We start from the raw sequence: 18,974 nt of genomic DNA, 5'->3' as shown, positions 1-18,974 counted from the left end.
GTCTCGACAGGCTCGACCACCTGGCGTGGCTCAGGCCCAGCGCTCGGCGGCCGGAACGAAGTCGAGCGTGCGGTCGCCGGTGTAGATCTGCTTGGGACGGGCGATCTTCTGCTCCTTGTCCTGCACCAGCTCGTTCCACTGGGCGAGCCAGCCGGGCGTCCGGCCGATGGCGAAGAGCACGGTGAACATCTCCGGCGGGAACTGGAACGCCTCGTAGATGAGGCCGGAGTAGAAGTCCACGTTGGGATAGAGCCTGCGCTTGACGAAGTACTCGTCCTCGAGCGCGATCTTCTCCAGCTCCTTGGCGATCTTGAGCAGCGGGTTGACGCCGGTGACCTCGAAGACGTCGTCCGCGGCCTGCTTGATGATCTTGGCGCGCGGGTCGTAGTTCTTGTAGACCCGGTGGCCGAAGCCCATCAGCCGCTCGTTGCCGTTCTTGACGCCCTCGATGAAGGCGGGGATGTTCTCCATCGACCCGATCCGGCGAAGCATGCGGAGGACGGCCTCGTTGGCGCCGCCGTGCAGCGGTCCGTAGAGAGCGCCGACCCCGGCCGCGACCGCGGAGTACGGGTCGACCTGCGACGAGCCGACCGAGCGAACGGCGTTGGTCGAGCAGTTCTGCTCGTGGTCGGCGTGCAGGATGAAGAGCACGTCGAGGGCACGGACGAGGCGCTCGTCGGCCTCGAACTTCTGCTCGCTCATCTTGAAGAGCATGGACAGGAAGTTCTCGGTGTAGCTGAGCTCGTTGTCGGGGTAGACGAACGGCTTGCCCTGTGCGTGGCGGAAGGACCAGGCGCCCAGCGTCGGCATCTTGGCGATCATCCGCACGATCTGCATGTGCCGGTTGTGCGGGTCCTCGATGTTGCGAGCGTCCGGGTAGAACGTCGACAACGCGCCGACCGAGGCCATCAGCATGCCCATCGGGTGGGCGTCGTACCGGAAGCCGTGCATGAAGCCCTTGACGTTCTCGTGCACGAAGGTGTGGTAGGTGATCTCGTGCTCCCAGGCGTCGTACTGCTCCTTGGTGGGCAGTGCGCCGTGGATGAGCAGGTAGGCGACCTCGAGGAAGCTCGACTTCTCGGCCAACTGCTCGATCGGGTAGCCGCGGTATTCCAAGATGCCCTGGTCGCCGTCGATGTAGGTCACGGAGCTGCGACACGAGGCGGTGTTGACGAAGCCCGGGTCGTAGACAGCCAATCCGGGCTGCTCATCGGACACTCGGATCTTGCCGAGGTCGGCGGCACGGATGGTGCCATCGACGATGGGCACTTCGTATTCGTTGCCCGTGCGGTTGTCGCGTACGGTCAGGGAGGCTGCCGGGTCGGCAGCGGCGGCCGCTACGTCTGTCACGTCGGCTCCTGTCTGCTAAGTGTGTGTGGACACCTCGGTGGAGAGTCACTGGTCAACCTATTCCCCCCGGCCCAGCAGATGCGAACGAGGGCCGTTTTGACCCGCCCTCTGAGACGGATCTAGACTGCTCAGTCGCGTCTCCTGCCGCATTCGTACGCCGCCACTCGCGAGAGTGACCGGAGGTGGGTGCAGATCCGGACGGGGCCCCCTGGTGGGGTCGTCGAGCCGGGCCGTGTTCGTCAGAAGACGCAGCAAGACAACCCGGTCGGTATCAACCGGTCGGGCCCTACGAACGAAGGCTTAGAGACGTTGCGTACGTACAGCCCCAAGCCCGGTGACATCCAGCGCGACTGGTATGTCATCGACGCCACCGACATCGTGCTCGGTCGCCTGGCCGTGACCACCGCGAACCTGCTTCGCGGCAAGCACAAGCCCACCTTCGCTCCCCACGTTGACGGTGGCGACTTCGTCATCATCGTGAACGCGGAGAAGGTCGCCCTCTCGGGCAACAAGAAGACCACGAAGATGGCCTACCGCCACTCGGGCTACCCGGGTGGTCTGACCGCCACGCCGATCGGCGAGCTGCTCGACAAGGACGCCCGCAAGGCCGTCGAGAAGGCCGTCTGGGGCATGCTCCCCAAGAACCGCCTCGGTCGCCAGATGCTGAAGAAGCTCAAGGTCTATTCCGGACCCGAGCACCCGCACGCGGCCCAGCAGGCCAAGCCGTTCGAGATCACGCAGATCTCCCAGTGAGCGCAGCAGACAAGGACATTTTCGTGACTGAGAACGTGAACGCCGAGGTCGAGGAGACCTTCGAGACCAGCGCCGACGGCGTTGCCTACACCTCCGAGAGCGCGCCGTCCGCCGACGCCCCGCTCAAGCCCGCCACCATCGCCCCCGCCGCGGCCACCGGTCGCCGCAAGGAGGCCGTGGCCCGCGTCCGGATCGTCCCGGGCACCGGCCAGTGGACGGTCAACGGCCGCTCGCTCGACTCGTACTTCCCCAACAAGCTGCACCAGCAGGTCGTCCGTGAGCCCTTCACGGCACTGCAGCTGGAGGGTCGCTTCGACGTGATCGCCCGCATCCACGGCGGCGGCATCACCGGCCAGGCAGGCGCGCTGCGTCTCGGCGTGGCCCGTGCGCTCAACGACGTGGACGTCGAGGCCAACCGCCCGACCTTGAAGAAGGCCGGTCTGCTCACCCGTGACGCCCGCGTCATCGAGCGGAAGAAGGCTGGTCTCAAGAAGGCGCGCAAGGCGCCCCAGTTCAGCAAGCGCTGATTGCGTTACGCGTCGCGAGCCGGGCAGATCCATTGCCCGGCACGCGACGCGTTCGTGTTTGTCTGAGGGTCCGCGACAGCTGGGAGTGAGCAGTGGGGCGAGTGTTCGGCACCGACGGAGTCAGGGGGCTGGCCAACGGCGACCTCACTGCCGAGCTGGCCCTGGAGCTGTCGGTCGCGGCGGCCCACGTGCTCGCCGAGCGAGGCGAGTTCGCCGGGCACCGCCCCCTTGCCGTCGTCGGGCGCGACACCCGCATCTCGGGTGAGTTCCTGGAGTCGGCGGTCGTTGCTGGCCTGCTCTCGGCAGGGGTTGACGTCGCCCTGCTCGGCGTACTCCCCACTCCGGGCGTCGCGCACCTCACCAAGACCCTCGGCGCCGACCTCGGCGTCATGATCTCGGCCTCCCACAACCCGATGCCCGACAACGGCATCAAGTTCCTCGCCCGCGGCGGCGAGAAGCTGGACGACGCCATCGAGGAGGCCATCGAGGCGCACCTGCACCAGGAGTGGGAGCGCCCGACCGGAGCCGCGGTCGGCCGGGTCCGACAGCACGCGACCGCGGTCGACGAATACGTCGCACACCTGGTGCGCACCACCAACAAGCCGCTGGCGGGCCTACGGGTGGTGCTCGACTGTGCCGAGGGGGCCGCCTCCGAGGCCGCTCCCCGTGCCCTGATCGGCGCCGGTGCAGACGTGACGGCGATCCACGCCCAGCCCGACGGGCTCAACATCAACGACAACTGCGGGTCGACCCATCTGGCCGATCTGCGGGCCGCCGTGGTCAAGGACGGTGCCGACGTAGGCTTCGCGCTGGACGGCGATGCCGACCGCTGCCTGGCGGTCGACGCGGAGGGCAACGTCGTCGATGGCGACCAGATCCTGGCGATCCTGGCCGGCTCGCTGCGTGACAGCGGTCGCCTGCGTGCCGACACCGTGGTCGCGACCGTGATGAGCAACCTGGGGTTCGTCCGTGCGATGCGCGACGCCGGGGTCGCGGTGCGGCAGACCAAGGTGGGCGACCGCTACGTGCTCGAGGCGATGCGCGCCGGTGGCTACAACCTTGGAGGGGAGCAGTCCGGCCACGTGATCATGAGTGATCACGCCACGACCGGCGACGGGATCCTCACCGCGCTGCACCTGCTCGAGAGGATGGCCACCACCGGCGCCAGCATTGCCGAGCTCGCCGGGGTCATGTCCCGGCTGCCGCAGGTGCTGGTCAACGTGCCGGGAGTCGACAAGACCCGCACGGACGACGAGGTTCTCGGCGCCGCGATCGCCGAGGCCGAGACGGAGCTCGGCGACGGAGGGCGGGTCCTGCTCCGCGCATCCGGCACCGAGCCGCTCGTGCGCGTCATGGTCGAGGCGCTCACCGAGGCCCACGCCCGGGAGGTCGCTGATCGCCTGGCCGACGTGGTGCGCGAGCGCCTCGCACTCTGAGCGTCTGCCTGGGAGAGACCCCTCGGCGGCCGCGGAAAACCGTTGTGCCCCGGTGGCGCCGGCCGGATAGCGTCACAACCATGCGCATCGTGGAGGTCGACCCGTTCGACCGGCAGTCTTTCGACGCCTGGCACGACTGCTACCTGGCCGCGGAGCGACACGGCCACGGAAGCATCGCCACCCCGTGGCTCCGGGAGGAGTCGCGCGTTCTGAAGCAGGCCCGTACGCCGGCGAGCGACTGGCGCATCTGGGCCACGGTCGACCGCGGCCAGGTCGTCGCCTGCGCCGGCGTGGAGATCTCGCGACTCGACAACCTCGACCTGGCGCTGGCGAAGGTATGGACCGCCCCGGAGCACCGGCGCCGCGGCCACGGGTCGACGCTCGTCGCCCACGTAGAGGAGCAGGTGCGCTCCCTCGGCCGGACGAAGATCCTCGCCGAGGTGACCTTCCCGCTCACCAGCCCGGCCGACGGTGCCGGCTACGGCGATGTCGAGTTCGCGCGGCGGCACGGCTACGAGCTGGCGCTGCTGGATGTGCAGCGGGTGCTGGACCTCCCGGTCGACGAGGCGAGACTCACCGGGCTCGCCGAGGAGGCGGCACCTCACCATGCGGCGTACACCTTGCGCTCCTTCCGCGGCCCGGTACCCGAAGAGCTGGTCGCCGAATTCGCCGCCTTGACCGCGGCGCTGCCGACCGAGGCCCCGGTCGGTGAACTGGGGTTGGAGGAGGCGGTCGCCGACGTCGTTGCCTTCCGGGCCGAGGAGGCAACACTGGCCGCGCAGAGGCGCACTCGTTGGGCGACGGTCGCGGTGGCTGCCGACGGCACGCTGGCCGGCTACACCGACATCTGCACCTCCGAGCTGGAGCCGGAGCGGGCCTGGCAGTGGGGCACCCTCGTCCACGGCGCCCATCGTGGTGCGCGGCTCGGCCTGGCGCTGAAGGTCCACAACCTCCGGGTCCTCCAGGAGGGCGACCCCCGGGTGCGCCAGGTGCACACCTGGAACGCGCAGGTGAACGCTCACATGGTCGGCGTCAACGACCGGCTGGGCTACCGGCCCGTCGCCCGGCTCGGGGAGTTCAAGAAGCTCCTGACTGCCTAGGGAACCGCCGATCCATCTTCCCTAGACTGACCGCATGACTCGGGAACGCGGCGCGCTGGCGGGCGCAGTACGCGTGCTCGCGGTGTTCGCCGTGCTCTGCACACTGGGCGCGGGGATCGGCGCGGCCGTCGTCCAGGCTCAGGAGGAGTCTCCTGCCGCCGCTCAGGCGGACGGGCCGACTCCCGCGCCGAACCCGAGTGACGACGTCTTCGCCGAGCCTCCGGGCGGCTTCAGCTATCGGAACTGGGTCATCCAGCGCGGTGACGATGCCACCTACCGGGTGCCCGGCGGTTGGCAGGTCACCGGTGGCGACTACGAGGCGACAGATGCCGACGGAGCGGTCGTCGCCCGAGGTGCCGACGTGGCCCGCTACTACGGCAACGCCTGCACGGAAGAGACCATGCCGGTCGCCGCTGGCTGGACGGTACTCGCCGAGGCGGTCGCAGGTGACGACGCCGCGGTGGAGGCGACGCGCGCCGTCGTCGCCTGGGCACGCAGCTTCGCCAGCAACGAAGCGGGCACGACGGCTCCCGTCTCCGATCCGGTGACGACCGAGAATGTGACGTTGGCCGATGGAAGCCAGGGCGCGCGCAGCGTCGTGATGGTCGACTGGAGCGTCTTCACCGGCCCCTGCTATCCGGAGACCGTGGAGGTCGCGGTGACGACCACGGAGCACGACGGCGAGCTCGTCAGCCTGGTCCAGGCACGCTACCTGCTTGCCAGCGGGGGAGTGACCAACACCGAGTGGGCGGCAATCGCCGCCTCCCTCACGGTCGGCTGAGTCAGAGCTTGCGCAGCCGTACGTAGCGCACCGAGTGGTCCCGGTCCTTGCGCAGCACCAACGTGGCGCGTGAGCGTGTCGAGAGCACGTTCTGCACCAGGTTGGGCTCGTTGATCTCTGCCCAGATCCGCCGCGCCTCCGCGACGGCATCCTCCGTCGAGAGACTCGCGTACTTGGAGAAGTACGACGCGGGGTCACGGAAGGCGGTCTCGCGCAACCGGAGGAACCGCGCGACGTACCACTCCCTGATGTCGCTGGTGGCGGCGTCGACGTAGACGCTGAAGTCGAAGAAGTCGCTCACGGCGAGCCCGGTGCGTCCGTCCTCGCGTACCGGGGCGGGCTGCAGCACGTTGAGTCCCTCGACGATGACGATGTCGGGGCGCTTGACCGCCACCATCTGGTTGGGCACCACGTCGTAGATGAGGTGGGAGTAGGTGGGTGCAAGCACTTCGTCGCGGCCGGACTTGATGTCGACCACGAAGCGTAGGAGCGCCTTGCGATCGTAGGACTCGGGGAAGCCTTTGCGGCCGAGCAGGCCACGCCGCTCCAGTTCGGCGTTGGGGAGGAGGAAGCCGTCGGTGGTGACCAGCGCGACCGACGGATGCTCTGGCCAATGGGCGAGCATCTGTTGCAGGACGCGCGCGGTCGTGGACTTGCCGACCGCGACCGAGCCGGCCAGGCCGATCACGAACGGCGTGCGCGCCTGGTGCGGCCGCTCGAGGAAGTCCTGCTGTTTGCGGTGCAGCGCACCGGCCGACTCGACGTACATGCTCAGGAGGCGGGAGAGCGGCAGGTAGACCTGCTGGATCTCCTCCAGGTCGAGCTCGTCGCCGAGTCCACGGACCCGTTCGACCTCCTCGGCACTGAGCGGCTGCTCGGTATGGGCGGCGAGAGCGGCCCAGGCTGCCCGGTCGAGCTCGACGTACGGCGAGGTCTCCCGCGGCTGGTCGCGGGGCTCCGGACCGTCGGAGGAGGACATGCCGGGTATTCTTGCAGCCGTTGTGAGCGCCCAGCTTCTGGGCCCGTGACCAGGAGGCAGGGATGGTTGCCCCGGGGAGGACCAGAGCATGTGCGGAATCGTCGGATACGTCGGGATGAAGCAGGCCCAGGACGTAGTGATCGAGGGGCTGCGCCGCCTGGAGTACCGGGGCTACGACTCGGCCGGCATCGCACTGGTCCACGAGGGCGACCTGGCCACCGACAAGAGGGCCGGCAAGCTGGCCAACCTGGAGAAGGCGATCGCCGAGACGCCGCTGCCCTCCTCGACGACCGGGATCGGGCACACGCGTTGGGCAACGCACGGTGCCCCCACCGACGCGAACGCCCACCCGCACCTGGGCAACGAGTCGCGGCTGGCGCTCGTCCACAACGGGATCATCGAGAACTTCGCCGAGCTGCGCCGTGAGCTCGAGGCGGCGGGGCACGAGCTGCGCTCCGAGACCGACACCGAGGTGGCCGCCCACCTGTTGGAGTCCGAGCTTGCCACCGGTGTCGGTCTGACCGTCGCCATGCAGCGCGTCTGCGGACGGCTCGAGGGTGCGTTCACCCTTGTCGCCGTCGACTCCCACGACCCCGACCGGGTGGTGGCGGCACGCCGCAACTCGCCGCTGGTCGTCGGGTTGGGTGACGGCGAGAACTTCCTGGGCTCCGATGTCGCTGCGTTCATCGAGCACACCCGCGAGGCGCTGGAGCTCGGGCAGGACCAGGTCGTCACCATCACCCGGGACGGAGTCGAGGTGACCGGCTTCGACGGACGGCCGGCGGCCGGCAACCGCTACTACGTCGACTGGGATCTCTCGGCGGCCGAGAAGGACGGCCACGACTGGTTCATGCGCAAGGAGATCTTCGAGCAGCCTGCCGCCGTCGCCGCCGCACTGCTCGGACGGCACACCGAGGACGGTCGGCTCCAGCTCGACGAGGTGCGGATCGACGACGCCGAGCTGCGTGACGTCGACCGGATCATCGTCGTCGGCTGCGGCACCGCGGCGTACGCCGGGCAGGTGGCGAAGTACGCCATCGAGCACTGGACCCGGATCCCGGTGGAGGTCGAGCTTGCGCACGAGTTCCGCTACCGGGACCCGATCCTGACGCGCAACACGCTGGTCGTGGCGATCAGCCAGTCGGGAGAGACCGCCGACACTCTGATGGCGATCCGGCACGCCCGGGCGCAGCGCTCCAAGGTGCTCGCGATCTGCAACACCAACGGCGCCACGATCCCGCGCGAGTCCGACGCGGTGATCTACACCCACGCGGGCCCCGAGATCGGCGTCGCTTCCACCAAGGGCTTCGTCACCCAGATGGTGGCCTGCTACCTGCTCGGCCTCTACCTGGCCCAGGTCCGCGGCACGATGTACGGCGACGAGATCAGCCGCATCGTCGGCGACCTGGAGCAGGTGCCCGGCCAGGTAGGCCGGGTGCTCGAGCGCGCCGACCGGGTCTACCAGCTGGCAGAGGAGCTGGTCGGAGCGAAGGCAGTGCTCTTCCTCGGCCGGCACGCCGGATACCCGGTGGCGATGGAAGGTGCGCTCAAGCTCAAGGAGCTCGCGTACATCCATGCCGAAGGGTTCGCGGCCGGCGAGCTCAAGCATGGCCCGATCGCGCTCATCGAGGAGGGACTGCCCGTTTTCTGCGTCGTGCCGCCGCGAGGGCGCGACCAGTTGCACGGCAAGATGATCAGCGCGATCCAGGAGATCCGGGCACGCGGCGCACGCACCATCGTGCTGGCGGAGGAGGGCGACCCGGCCGCCGCCGACTACGCCGACACCTTCATCGCGCTGCCACGGGTGCCCACCCTGCTGCAGCCGCTCGTTGCCGTGATCCCGCTGCAGCTCTTCGCCTGCCAGCTGGCGACCCTCATGGGTCACGATGTCGACCAGCCGCGCAACCTCGCCAAGTCCGTCACGGTCGAATGATCGTCGGCATCGGCACCGACGTCGTTGACGTCGACCGGTTCGGGCTCTCGCTGGAGCGCACCCCGGCACTTCTGGCGAAGCTGTTCACCCCGGCGGAGTCGGAGCTGCCATTGCGCTCCCTGGCGGCGCGCTTCGCGGCCAAGGAGGCCCTGGCCAAGGCACTGCAGGCGCCGCCCGGCATGGCCTGGCACGACGCCGAGGTAGTGCGCGAGATCAGCGGTCGGCCGCGCTTCGAGATCCGCGGCACGGTGCTGGAGGTGGCTACCGCACTCTGTGTGCGGCACGTTCACCTCTCGCTCACCCACGACGCGGGCATCGCGTCGGCGTACGTCGTCTTGGAGGGATGACCCCCCACCTGCCTGTCAGCCCGCGCGGAGCAGCCTGATGATCTCCACGAGCCGGGTGTCGATTCCGTCGAGTCGGGTGTCGATTCCGTCGAGTCGGGTGTCGACTGTTTGGAGTCGGGTGTCGATTCCGTCGAGTCGGGTGTCGACTGCTTGGAGCCGGGTGTCGATGCGATCGAGCCGCTGCTCGTGCTTGGCGAGAAGCGCCGTGTGGTTTGCCTGGGTCTCGGCGATGGCTGCGAGCAGCTCATAGATCGCCATCACATCGTGGTCGAGTTGGTTGACCTTGCGCTCCAAGCTGTTCTCCGCCGCCATGCCCATGACGGTAGGTCGTGTCCGCTGGCGGCACCAGCCCGATTCGTGGGTCTGTGGAGAACCTCTACGCGGAGCGCGCCGGTAGCGTGAGCTCCATGCGTTGTGCCCACACCGTGGCCGAGGTTCGGGCGGCCGAGGAGCCGCTGTTGGCGGGGTTGCCCGACGGAGTGCTGATGCAGCGGGCGGCGAGAGGCCTGGCTCATGTACTCCTCGACATCCTTGGGGGTGCCTTCGGTCGTCGCGTGCTGCTGCTGGTCGGGCCGGGCAACAACGGTGGCGACGCGCTGTGGGCAGGCGCCTATCTGGCCCGTCGCGGCGCCCACGTCGACGCCGTACTGCTGGGAGCAGTTGCGCACGCTGACGGACTCGCCGGCCTCCGGCGGTCCGGCGGCCGGGTCGGGAAGCCGCGCCGGCGGCCGGACGTGGTCGTCGATGGGATTGTGGGCATCGGTGGTCGGCCAGGGTTGCGTGCTGAAGCGGTGGAGGCGCTCGGCGAATGGCCGGAGGTGCCTGTGGTGGCGGTCGACGTGCCGAGCGGGGTCGATGTCGACACGGGTGAGGTCTCGGGGCCGCACGTACGCGCGGCTGTCACCGTGACCTTCGGGACGCACAAGGTCGCCCATCTGGTCGACCCGGCGGCGGCCGCCTGTGGTGTCGTGCACCTCGTCGATATCGGACTCTCCCTGCCTGACTCTCGGGTGACGTCGCTGCAGCGCTCCGACGTCGCCCGGTTGCTCCCTCGACCGGCGAACGACGGCCACAAGTACACCCGCGGAGTCCTCGGCGTTCGGGCCGGATCGGCCACCTACCCCGGAGCAGCGCTGCTCTGCTTGGACGGCGCTCTCGGCCTGCCGGGGATGGTGCGGTTCGTCGGCGACGAGGCGGTGGCGGTTGCCGCGCGGTCCCGCCATCCAGAGATCGTGGGCGCCGGACGGGTACAGGCGTGGGTGGTCGGCCCGGGCGCGGCGGAGCGGGCCAGCGCCGACCTCGACGCAGCACTGGCCGACGAGGTCCCCGTGCTGGTGGACGCGGATGCCCTCGCCGCCGTCCGTGGTCCGTTGGGCGTTCCTGCGGTCCTGACGCCGCATGCAGGCGAGCTCGCCGCCATGCTCGGGGTGCGCCGCGACGAGGTGGAGGCGCGGCAGCTCGAGCATGTCCGGCGGGCTGCGGAACGCTTCGAGGCGGTGGTGCTGCTCAAGGGGCGGCGTACCCTCATCGCCCGGCCCGACGGCTGCGTGCGGGTCAACGCCACCGGTGTGCCCTGGTTGGGGACCGCCGGCTCGGGCGACGTGCTTGCGGGCCTCGCCGGCGCACTGCTGGCCAGTGGCCTGAGTCCGTTCGACGCCGCCTCCGTAGGCGCCTGGGTGCACGGTGCCGTAGGCGCCTGGGTGCACGGTGCCGCAGGCGCACAGGTGCACGGTGCCGCAGGCGCACAGGTGACCGGTGCCGCAGGCGCACAGGTGACCGGTGCCGCAGGCGCACAGGTGTACGACGCTGCTGGGGTCCGCTCCTCGGCAGGCGGTCCGGTGATCGCCAGCGAGGTGGCTGCTGCGCTCCGCCCGGTACTGGCCGACCTGCTTCGTCCCTGACGAGCGGCCCGGTCGCGGACCCGCCGTCCGCCTCGGCGCGCGACCTGCGAAACTGGAGGGCATGACCGACTCCGCCCGCGCAGAGATCGTGGTGGACCTGGCGGCGATCCGACACAACGTGCGGCGCCTGCGTGAGGCGGTGACGCGCCCCGACGGCAGCGCGCCCGCGGTGATGGCCGTGGTCAAGGCCGACGGTTACGGCCATGGCATGGTTCCGGTCGCACGCGCAGCTCGCGAGGCGGGCGCCGAGTGGATCGGCGTCGCGACGCTCGAGGAGGCGGTGGCGCTGCGCGAGGCCGGAGACCTCGGCCCACTGCTGACCTGGCTGGCGGTCCCCGGTGAGGATCATGGTCCGGCGCTGGCGCGGGACGTCGACGTGTCTGCGTACTCGATCGAGCAGCTCACCGCCATCGAGAAGGCGGCGGGTGCGGTGGGCGTGACCGCGCGTGTGCACCTCAAGATCGACACGGGGCTGAGCCGCGGTGGCGCGACCCGCGCCGACTGGCCGGAGCTGGTGGCTGCCGCGCGCGCCGCAGAGCTCGCGGGCAGCGTCGAGGTGGTCGGCGTCTGGTCGCACCTGGTGGCCTCCGACGAGCCCGAGCGTGCCATCAACGACGAGCAGGAGCTGCGTTTCCTCGATGCCGTCGCCGTCGCCGAGCGAGCCGGCCTCCGGCCTCGGTGGCGCCACCTGGCCAACAGTGCGGCGGCTCTGCTCCGCCCCTCGATCCACTTCGACCTCGTGCGCTGCGGGATCGCCACCTACGGGCTGGACCCGGCGCCCGGACACACCCAGGGCAGCGGGCTGGTGCCGGCGATGACCGTGCGTGCCCGGCTGGGCATGGTCAAGCCGATCGAGCCGGGGGACGGCGTCTCCTACGGGCACCAGTGGGTGGCCGACGAGTCGACCTGGCTCGGCCTGGTTCCGGCCGGCTACGGCGAGGGAATCCCGCGCGCGGCGAGCAACCGAGTCGACGTGTGGGTGGCCGGCGCTCGCCGACCCGCGCGTGGCCGGATCTGTATGGACCAGTTCATGGTCGACCTCGGCCCGGACGGTGCGCAGCTGGCGGCGGGGGACGCGGTGGAGCTCTTCGGCACCGGACACGACGGCGCGCCGACCGCCCAGGACTGGGCGGAGGCGTGCAACACCATCAACTACGAGATCGTCACGCGGATCGGCGGTCGTTTCGCCCGGATCTACGTCGACAGCGAGCGCGACCGGTGACCGTGGAGGTAGGCCGGGTCGGTGCTGACGCTGCGGAGGTGGTGCACGGCGTCATCGCGCGCGCCTTCGGCTCCCGGGCACCGCTGGATCCACCGGCGGCGGCCCTCGCGGAGACTCCGGAGACGGTCGCGGCGGCGCTGGCGGGGAACGGCGGCCTGCTGGCGTCGCTCGACGGCCGTCCGCTGGGCTGCTTGGTCTTCGGGCCCGAGCGCGACCGGGCACTGATGCTCACCCGCTTCGGCGTCGTACCCGAAGCGCAGGGCACCGGTGTTGCCGGTGCGCTGGTGGCGCACGCGGCCGCGGAGGCCCGGGCACGTGGTCATGCGGGGATGCGCGTTGTCGCCCGGGCGGAGCTCCCCGCTTCGTTGGCCTTCTGGGAGCATCACGGATTCGTGCGCACCGGCCGTGACGGTGTCAACGTCACCATGCTGAGGATCTTCGATCGGCGTATCGAGATGCCTACCGCGGAGGTCGCCGACGAGCTCGGCCGTCGGCTGGCGGAGGTGGTGCGGGCCGGGGACCTGCTGATCCTCTCCGGCGAGCTCGGTGCCGGCAAGACCACCCTGACCCGGGGGATCGGCGCTGGGCTTGAGGTGCGCGGTGACGTCACCTCGCCGACCTTCGTGATCGCCCGGGTACATCCGCCGACCGGTTCCGGTCCGGCCTTGGTGCACGTGGACGCCTACCGGCTCGGTGGTATCGACGAGCTCGACGACCTCGATCTCGACACCTCGCTGAGTGAGGCTGTGACCGTCGTGGAGTGGGGAGACGGCGTGGCCGAGGGGCTGGCCGAGGATCGCCTGGAGATCCGGATCGTGCGTGCCCTGGGCGCCGCGGCGCCGGCTCCCGGTGCGTCGGTGGCAACCGGCGAGGAGCCGCTCGATCCCCGTGAGCTGTGGCTGCAACCGGTAGGGGAGCGCTGGCTCGACGCCGACCTCGAGAAGCTCGATCTCCCGCTGTAATGCGGGGTCATGGTCGCTCCACACCTGCTGTGACGCAGCATTCCGACAACGCCACCGCACCAGTCATGCGTAGGGACGCGTACTAAACTCCGAGCGTGCTGCTCGCCTTTGACACCTCCTCGCCCCAGGTCGCGGTGGCCGTCACCGATGGCGACGAAGTGCGCGCCGAGCGGAACTCCGCGCAGACGATGAAGCACGGCGAGCTCCTCGCCCCGCTCATCGCCGACGTGGTCGCGGACGCGGGCCTGATCATGCAGGACCTCACCGCGATCGCGGTCGGTGTCGGGCCCGGTCCCTTCACGGGTCTGCGCGTCGGCCTGGTGACCGCTCGTACGCTGGCACACGTCCTCGAGGTCCCGGTGTACGGCGTCTGCTCGCTCGACATCCTGGCCGCCGAGGCGATGTCCTCCGGCGTCGTCGGGGAGGAGTTCCTCGTCGCCACCGACGCGCGGCGCAAGGAGGTCTACTGGGGCGCCTGGTCCGCGGGCCGCCGGGTCGAAGGGCCGGAGGTCGAACGGCCGGCCGACCTCGCCGCCCGCCTCGCCCCCGGTACGCCGGTGGTCGGTGAGGGCGCCGAGCTCTACTCAGACCTGCTCGGCACCCGGGTCGGCCCAGCCCGTCCGTCCGCCGGCTGGCTCGGCCGGATCGCCGCCGCCGAGGTGGTCGAGCTGCTGGACCCCGAGCCCCTCTACCTGCGTCGCCCCGATGCCGTGGCCGCCCACGCGCCGAAGCGAGTGTCGTGACTGAGCTTCGCGATGCGACTCCCACCGACCTGGACACGCTGGTGACCCTCGACGCTCTCGGCTTCCCCGCCGATGCGTGGGACCGTCCTGCTTGGGAGGCCGAGCTGGACGGGCCCGGGCGTCGCGTGCGCGTGGCTGTCGTCGGCGACGAGGTGGTAGGCGCCCTGGTGACCATGACGCTGGGTGAGGTGAGTGATCTGGTGCGGGTCGTCGTACGGCCGGAGGCGCGGCGCAACGGGGTGGCGCGGGTCCTGCTTACGGATGCTCTCAGCCACGCCAAGGCGGCTGGCGCCGACCGGATGCTGCTGGAGGTCTCGGCGCTCAACCGCGGTGCGATCGCCCTCTACGTCGACGCCGGCTTCACGCAGATCGACCAGCGGCCGCGTTACTACAAGGATGGTTCCGACGCGCTGGTGCTGCGACGGAGCCTCGGCCCGAGCTGCAACTGGAGCGCGTCATGAGCGAACCCCTGGTCCTCGGCATCGAGACCTCCTGCGACGAGACCGGCGTCGGCATCGTCCGAGGCCACACACTCCTGGTCGACGAGGTGGCCAGCAGCGTCGAGGAGCACGCACGGTTCGGCGGGGTGGTGCCCGAGGTCGCCTCGCGCGCCCACCTCGAAGCGATGGTCCCCACCATCGACCGTGCTTGCGAACGGGCGGGTATCGCCCTGCACGACGTGGACGCCGTCGCGGTGACCGCTGGTCCCGGACTGGCCGGAGCGCTGCTGGTCGGGGTGGCCTCGGCGAAGGCGTTGGCGCTCGGTCTGGGCAAGCCGCTGTACGGCGTCAACCACCTGGCCGCCCACGTCGCGGTCGACCAGCTCCAGCACGGTCCGCTCCCGGAGCCGTGCATCGCGATGCTCGTCAGCGGCGGGCACTCATCGCTGCTGCGGGTCACCGACATCACCACGGGTGTCGACCCGATGGGGGCGACGATCGACGATGCTGCCGGGGAGGCCTTCGACAAGGTGGCTCGGCTCCTGGGGCTCCCGTTCCCCGGTGGACCGTACATCGACAAGGAGTCGTCTTCCGGCTCCAGCGTCGCCATCGACTTCCCCCGCGGCCTGACCTCGCGTCGCGACCTGGAGCGACACCGCTTCGACTTCTCCTTCTCCGGCCTGAAGACCGCGGTCGCCCGCTGGGTGGAGGCCCGGGAGCGTTCCGGTGAACCTGTGCCGGTGGCCGATGTCGCGGCTTCCTTCCAAGAGGCTGTCTGCGACGTCTTGGTACGCAAGGCGCTGGACGCGGCGTCGAGCGAGGGCATCGAGGACATCCTGATCGGCGGCGGCGTCGCGGCGAACACCCGGCTCCGGGCCATGGCGGTCGAGCGCGCTACCGACCTCGGCATCCGGGTGCGGGTGCCCCGGCCCGGCCTGTGCACCGACAACGGCGCCATGGTCGCCGCCCTCGGCGCCGAGATGGTCGCCCGCGGCCGCACGCCCTCGGCCCTCGACCTGCCCGCGGACTCCTCGCAGCCGATCACCACCGTCCTGGTCTGAACGGGTGGTCCCCGACGTTCTGCAGGTCATCTGGTCGATGAACCTGCGGAGCATCAGGGACCACCCGCGTGCGGGCGTGGGCTACTGCAGCAGTGCGATTCCCTCGTACTCGGCTCCGGTGATCGGGCCGGCGGCGATCTCGGTGGTGCCGTCAAGGGCGACCCGCACGACGTACCACTTCATCTTGTCGTAGCCGTTGGCTGCGTCGGCCATCGCGATGAGGACGTGGTCATCGTCCTCCCAGACCGAGTCAACCAGGCTGTCCCCCTGCTCCTCCGAGGAGCCGTAGTTGACCCGCTCGAGGAGCGGTGTGGCCCAGTCGGCGCCGAGGACGGCGAAGCTCAGGTCTGCGAAACCGTCGCCGTACGCGGGGCCGGCCAGCACCTTGGTGCCGTCGGGGGAGAACTCGGAGGTCGAGAAGTCGCAGGTGCGCGCCTGCTCGAGGCCAGCAGGATCGAAGACCGCCGAGCAACTGCCCATGTCGGAGATCTCGATCAAGCGGGTGGTGAACCCGGCCCCACTGACCGATCGGATCGGCTGCGTGACCCCGGGGCTCGGGTCGATCTCCGCGCCGTCCTTCCAGACGCGCCCGTCGAGCATGTGGTCCTTGGCCGGGACGTTGTAGTAGACGGCACCCTCGGCATCAACCCCGACCGCGACAGTCTCCGCGGGCAAGCCGGCGCGGACCGTCGTGGTGTCACCGGTGCGGTTGTCGTGCAGCATCAAGTCGTTGCCGGACAGGTAGGTCAGGTGCTGACCGTCGGCTGAGCTGGCTCCGCCGGTGCTGGGGAAGGGGTCGCCGACGGGTGCTCCGGAACCGTCCAACTTCTGCATGGTGGCGCCGGCGTCGGAGCCGTTGTAGTCCAGCGCCAACCAACCGTCGTCGTACCGGTAGATCGTGCTGTACGCCGTCTGCAGCGTGAGGACCCGGCCGTCTGCGGTGTGCAACTCCTTGTCCTGCATCCAGTCGCGCCTGGGCGCGTCGCCGCGAGCCATCTCGTCCAACTCGAGGCTGGGGATGCTCATACCGGAACGGTCGCCGGGCGCGGTGGCGTCGGGGTCCAGGCTGGGCGTCGGGCCGTCCCGGTGGAAGCTGGGTGCGGCGACGAGGTGCTGGTCGGGCGCGTCGCTGCCCTGCATGGCCATCCAGGTGCCACCGGGCACCCCGACGGCCACCACCGCGACAGCGGCGGAGGTCGCTGCGGCACGTCGCCGTCGGATTCGACCCGCGGTCCGCTTGACCTGGTCGAAGGAGACCGGGTGGCCGGGCAGCCCATCGGCACGAGCCTGCAGATCCTGTGCCAGGCGGCCGCCGAGAGTGTCGTGCTCGTTCATTTCTCCTCCTCCCCGAAGGACGTGTGTACGCCGCTGCTTGCGGCCTGGGTGCGTAGGGTCGCCATCGCGCGGCTCGCCTGGGACTTGACGGTTCCGGTGGAGATGCCTAGAACGTCGGCGATCTCGGCCTCGCTGAGGCCTTCGTAGTAGCGCAGCACGACCACCGCGCGCTGCTTGCGCGGCAGCGTCTGCACCAGGGACCAGAGCGCCTGGCTCTGCCCCTCGTCGTAGTGGTCGTGGGCGCCGACCTGATCGGGGAGGGAGTCGTGCGTGACCTCGCGCTTCTTCCACGGTCGACGCCACAGGGAGTTGTGCTCGTTGACCAGGATCCGGCGGGCATAGCCGTCGACGGACTCGCGGCGCTCGATCTTGTGCCAGGAGAGATAGACCTTGGCCAGCGTCTGGGCCACCAGGTCCTCGGCGGTGTGATGGTCGCCGGCCAGCAGGTAGGCGGTCCGGTGAAGGCCGGGTTGCCGGGCGGCCATCCACGCGCCGAAGTCGGCGTCGCGCTCTGCGCTGGATGCCTTCATCGTCGCCCCCGTGTGGGTCGCGGTGTGCACGGTGTCCTCACCATCCTTTCGCAACCAAGACGCAGATGGGTGCGAACGGGTTGCATGCGCGCCCCCGCGTCAGTGCCTCAGGGCAGCGGGACGCGGGCGAAGACCGGCCGGTAGCGGGTCGGGTCGGCGCGGATGGCGTCGAGTCCGCCGCCGTTGCGGCTCCAGCTGACCACGATCGAGCCTGGCTCGGGGAGTAGGTGCGGGTGCGCCAGGGCCATGTACTGGAGGTGGTCGGGTGTCGAGGGGATCTGTTTCACCGGCGGGCCGGCAAGGAACGGTCCCTGCGGCGCATCGGCCTTCCAGATCACCAGATCGGTGCCGAGGAAGTCGCCACGCTTGCTGACGGCGTACCAGTGCCTGCCGCGCTGGAAGACGCTGAGCACCCGCGAGACGCCGCCGTCGGCCGGGATCACCGCAGCGGTCGTGTTCGGGTCCGCGCCCCACCGGCGACCGTCCCAGTACTGCCAGCGGTCCGGACGGGTGATGTCGGGCAGCCTCAGCCGGGCGACGTGCAACGCCCATCCGGTCGAGTCGGGGGAGGGGCGCGAGGTGCCGTAGACATGGATCCACGGGTCGTTCACGACCACCGAGACACCCCAGGTAGGCCGGTCGTCCCGCGCCCGCCCGCCGACGTCGACGACCTGGACGAGCTCCGGCGTACCACCGGTGGGGACCCAGAACTCGGCCAGGGCGCTGCCGAGGATCGTGAAGTCCCACGTGCCAGGGCCGTGCGGGCTGACGCGCATCAGGCCGACGGCCACCTTGTCGCCGCCGGGCACGGCGAGATGGTCGATGGTCGTCGGCCAGTAGCCGACGCCGTCCGGTCCATCGGGTACGACGGCCCCGCCGTCGGGTGTGGAGACCACCCGGATGCACTTCTTGTCCACGACCATCATGGAGTTGTGCACCATCTCGGGGCCCGGCACCGAGGCCGCGCGGATGGTGTCGCCGAAGACCCAGACACTTCGGCCGTCGCTGAGCTGCACGCTCGCGCCCACGTCGGCGCCTACGAACCCGGCGACGGTGCGTGCCGAGTCGATCCACTGGTTCATGCCTTCGACCGAGGTCAGCGTCGGGGCGGCGCAGCCGAGGCCGTAGGCGGGCTTCGCCTCGGGGTCGGGTGCCTTCTGCTGCAGGGTGGCGCGCACGTTCAGGCCGATGAGAAGGAAGGTGACCGGCACCAGCCCGACGACGACGGCGGTCAGCAGAACGAGGCGGAGCGTCGTACGGCGCACGGCACCAGCCTACGTGTGGTGCGGACCTACTAAGGTCGTGCCGAGTCGAGCCGTCCTTGGGAGGAACTATGCAGCAGGTGCAAGCAGTGGTGGCGTTGGCGAAGGGTGAGCCGGTCACTCTGACCACGATCAACGTGCCTGATCCTGGTCCGGGGGAGGCGGTGGTGAAGATCCAGGCTTGCGGGGTGTGTCATACCGACCTGCACTATCGGGAGGGTGGGATCAACGACGACTTCCCGTTCCTGCTCGGACATGAGGCGGCCGGGGTGGTGGAGTCGGTCGGTCCGGACGTCACCTCAGTGGCTCCTG

Annotated in this window: 20 protein-coding genes; 14 read left to right on the top strand and 6 right to left on the bottom strand. The window is 70.0% G+C overall.

What is annotated here, in order from left to right; genetic code table 11:
* Positions 1-30: 30 nt before the first annotated feature.
* Complete coding sequence (locus DNK54_RS20685; protein WP_110208912.1) at positions 31-1,350, bottom strand: citrate synthase; 1,320 nt, start codon at positions 1,348-1,350, stop codon at positions 31-33.
* Positions 1,351-1,659: 309 nt separating this feature from the next.
* Between DNK54_RS20685 and rplM the strand changes: the two genes are divergently transcribed.
* The 5 genes from rplM (at position 1,660) to DNK54_RS20660 (ending at position 5,947) form a co-directional block, all read left to right on the top strand.
* A complete protein-coding gene (gene rplM, locus DNK54_RS20680; protein WP_110208911.1) occupies positions 1,660-2,103 on the top strand; it encodes a 50S ribosomal protein L13 in 444 nt (147 codons plus the stop codon).
* Positions 2,104-2,126: 23 nt separating this feature from the next.
* On the top strand, positions 2,127-2,630 hold the full coding sequence (gene rpsI, locus DNK54_RS20675) for a 30S ribosomal protein S9 (RefSeq protein WP_204164736.1): 504 nt from the start codon (positions 2,127-2,129) through the stop codon (positions 2,628-2,630).
* 92 nt (positions 2,631-2,722) lie between these two features.
* On the top strand, positions 2,723-4,066 hold the full coding sequence (glmM, locus tag DNK54_RS20670; protein ID WP_110208910.1) for a phosphoglucosamine mutase: 1,344 nt from the start codon (positions 2,723-2,725) through the stop codon (positions 4,064-4,066).
* A gap of 80 nt (positions 4,067-4,146) precedes the next feature.
* Positions 4,147-5,166, top strand: a complete 1,020-nt coding sequence (locus DNK54_RS20665; protein WP_110208909.1) for a GNAT family N-acetyltransferase — start codon at positions 4,147-4,149, stop codon at positions 5,164-5,166.
* Between the two features lie 34 nt (positions 5,167-5,200).
* Complete coding sequence (locus DNK54_RS20660) at positions 5,201-5,947, top strand: DUF8017 domain-containing protein (RefSeq protein ID WP_110208908.1); 747 nt, start codon at positions 5,201-5,203, stop codon at positions 5,945-5,947.
* 1 nt (position 5,948) lies between these two features.
* On the opposite strand, the gene coaA is transcribed toward DNK54_RS20660, so the two are convergent.
* Positions 5,949-6,926, bottom strand: a complete 978-nt coding sequence (gene coaA / locus DNK54_RS20655; protein WP_110208907.1) for a type I pantothenate kinase — start codon at positions 6,924-6,926, stop codon at positions 5,949-5,951.
* Between the two features lie 88 nt (positions 6,927-7,014).
* On the opposite strand from coaA, the gene glmS reads away from it, so the two are divergent.
* Positions 7,015-8,859, top strand: coding sequence for a glutamine--fructose-6-phosphate transaminase (isomerizing) (glmS, locus tag DNK54_RS20650; protein ID WP_110208906.1), 1,845 nt, complete (start codon positions 7,015-7,017; stop codon positions 8,857-8,859).
* Complete coding sequence (locus DNK54_RS20645) at positions 8,856-9,206, top strand: holo-ACP synthase (protein ID WP_110208905.1); 351 nt, start codon at positions 8,856-8,858, stop codon at positions 9,204-9,206. The genes glmS and DNK54_RS20645 overlap by 4 nt, the downstream gene beginning before the upstream one ends.
* A gap of 15 nt (positions 9,207-9,221) precedes the next feature.
* Here DNK54_RS20645 and DNK54_RS20640 read toward each other — a convergent pair whose 3' ends face one another.
* A complete protein-coding gene (locus DNK54_RS20640; protein ID WP_162602580.1) occupies positions 9,222-9,518 on the bottom strand; it encodes a hypothetical protein in 297 nt (98 codons plus the stop codon).
* Between the two features lie 95 nt (positions 9,519-9,613).
* Between DNK54_RS20640 and DNK54_RS20635 the strand changes: the two genes are divergently transcribed.
* The 6 genes from DNK54_RS20635 to tsaD all read left to right on the top strand — a co-directional run bounded on the left by DNK54_RS20635 (position 9,614) and on the right by tsaD (position 15,535).
* Positions 9,614-11,107, top strand: coding sequence for a bifunctional ADP-dependent NAD(P)H-hydrate dehydratase/NAD(P)H-hydrate epimerase (locus tag DNK54_RS20635; protein WP_110208933.1), 1,494 nt, complete (start codon positions 9,614-9,616; stop codon positions 11,105-11,107).
* 61 nt (positions 11,108-11,168) lie between these two features.
* On the top strand, positions 11,169-12,329 hold the full coding sequence (alr, locus tag DNK54_RS20630) for an alanine racemase (RefSeq protein ID WP_110208903.1): 1,161 nt from the start codon (positions 11,169-11,171) through the stop codon (positions 12,327-12,329).
* Entirely contained in the window at positions 12,326-13,291 is a 966-nt protein-coding gene (gene tsaE / locus DNK54_RS20625; RefSeq protein WP_110208902.1) for a tRNA (adenosine(37)-N6)-threonylcarbamoyltransferase complex ATPase subunit type 1 TsaE, read from the top strand. The genes alr and tsaE overlap by 4 nt, the downstream gene beginning before the upstream one ends.
* A gap of 95 nt (positions 13,292-13,386) precedes the next feature.
* Positions 13,387-14,034, top strand: a complete 648-nt coding sequence (tsaB, locus tag DNK54_RS20620; RefSeq protein WP_110208901.1) for a tRNA (adenosine(37)-N6)-threonylcarbamoyltransferase complex dimerization subunit type 1 TsaB — start codon at positions 13,387-13,389, stop codon at positions 14,032-14,034.
* Positions 14,031-14,495, top strand: a complete 465-nt coding sequence (locus tag DNK54_RS20615; RefSeq protein WP_162602579.1) for a GNAT family N-acetyltransferase — start codon at positions 14,031-14,033, stop codon at positions 14,493-14,495. Before tsaB ends, DNK54_RS20615 begins: the two co-directional genes overlap by 4 nt.
* Positions 14,492-15,535 (top strand): tRNA (adenosine(37)-N6)-threonylcarbamoyltransferase complex transferase subunit TsaD, encoded by a 1,044-nt coding sequence (tsaD, locus tag DNK54_RS20610; RefSeq protein ID WP_110208899.1) that lies wholly within the window; start codon positions 14,492-14,494, stop codon positions 15,533-15,535. The genes DNK54_RS20615 and tsaD overlap by 4 nt, the downstream gene beginning before the upstream one ends.
* Positions 15,536-15,616: 81 nt before the next feature.
* On the opposite strand, the gene DNK54_RS20605 is transcribed toward tsaD, so the two are convergent.
* The 3 genes from DNK54_RS20605 to DNK54_RS20595 form a co-directional block, all read right to left on the bottom strand.
* Complete coding sequence (locus tag DNK54_RS20605; RefSeq protein WP_110208898.1) at positions 15,617-16,870, bottom strand: hypothetical protein; 1,254 nt, start codon at positions 16,868-16,870, stop codon at positions 15,617-15,619.
* Entirely contained in the window at positions 16,867-17,430 is a 564-nt protein-coding gene (locus DNK54_RS20600; protein WP_239460213.1) for a SigE family RNA polymerase sigma factor, read from the bottom strand. The genes DNK54_RS20605 and DNK54_RS20600 overlap by 4 nt, the downstream gene beginning before the upstream one ends.
* Positions 17,431-17,507: 77 nt before the next feature.
* Positions 17,508-18,665 carry a hypothetical protein gene (locus tag DNK54_RS20595; RefSeq protein WP_110208897.1) on the bottom strand — a complete coding sequence of 386 codons (1,158 nt, stop codon included), beginning with the start codon at positions 18,663-18,665 and terminating at the stop codon, positions 17,508-17,510.
* Between the two features lie 68 nt (positions 18,666-18,733).
* Here DNK54_RS20595 and DNK54_RS20590 point away from each other — a divergent pair.
* Positions 18,734-18,974 (top strand): alcohol dehydrogenase catalytic domain-containing protein (locus DNK54_RS20590; RefSeq protein ID WP_204164735.1); only part of this gene is annotated, 241 nt, incomplete at its 3' end.

It is taken from the genome of Nocardioides daejeonensis (assembly GCF_003194585.1).
Lineage (GTDB): Bacteria > Actinomycetota > Actinomycetes > Propionibacteriales > Nocardioidaceae > Nocardioides > Nocardioides daejeonensis.
The sequence above is the reverse complement of the archived record's forward strand: the minus strand, read 5'-3'. Positions and strand labels throughout refer to the sequence as shown.

Coding starts and splice junctions, on each gene's coding strand:
- DNK54_RS20665 (WP_110208909.1), top strand. CDS start 4,147: ATGCGCATCGTGGAGGTCGACCCGTTCGACCGGCAGTCTTTCGACGCC.
- DNK54_RS20660 (WP_110208908.1), top strand. CDS start 5,201: ATGACTCGGGAACGCGGCGCGCTGGCGGGCGCAGTACGCGTGCTCGCG.
- coaA (WP_110208907.1), bottom strand. CDS start 6,926: ATGTCCTCCTCCGACGGTCCGGAGCCCCGCGACCAGCCGCGGGAGACC.
- glmS (WP_110208906.1), top strand. CDS start 7,015: ATGTGCGGAATCGTCGGATACGTCGGGATGAAGCAGGCCCAGGACGTA.
- DNK54_RS20645 (WP_110208905.1), top strand. CDS start 8,856: ATGATCGTCGGCATCGGCACCGACGTCGTTGACGTCGACCGGTTCGGG.
- DNK54_RS20640 (WP_162602580.1), bottom strand. CDS start 9,518: ATGGCGGCGGAGAACAGCTTGGAGCGCAAGGTCAACCAACTCGACCAC.
- DNK54_RS20635 (WP_110208933.1), top strand. CDS start 9,614: ATGCGTTGTGCCCACACCGTGGCCGAGGTTCGGGCGGCCGAGGAGCCG.
- alr (WP_110208903.1), top strand. CDS start 11,169: ATGACCGACTCCGCCCGCGCAGAGATCGTGGTGGACCTGGCGGCGATC.
- tsaD (WP_110208899.1), top strand. CDS start 14,492: ATGAGCGAACCCCTGGTCCTCGGCATCGAGACCTCCTGCGACGAGACC.
- DNK54_RS20605 (WP_110208898.1), bottom strand. CDS start 16,870: ATGAACGAGCACGACACTCTCGGCGGCCGCCTGGCACAGGATCTGCAG.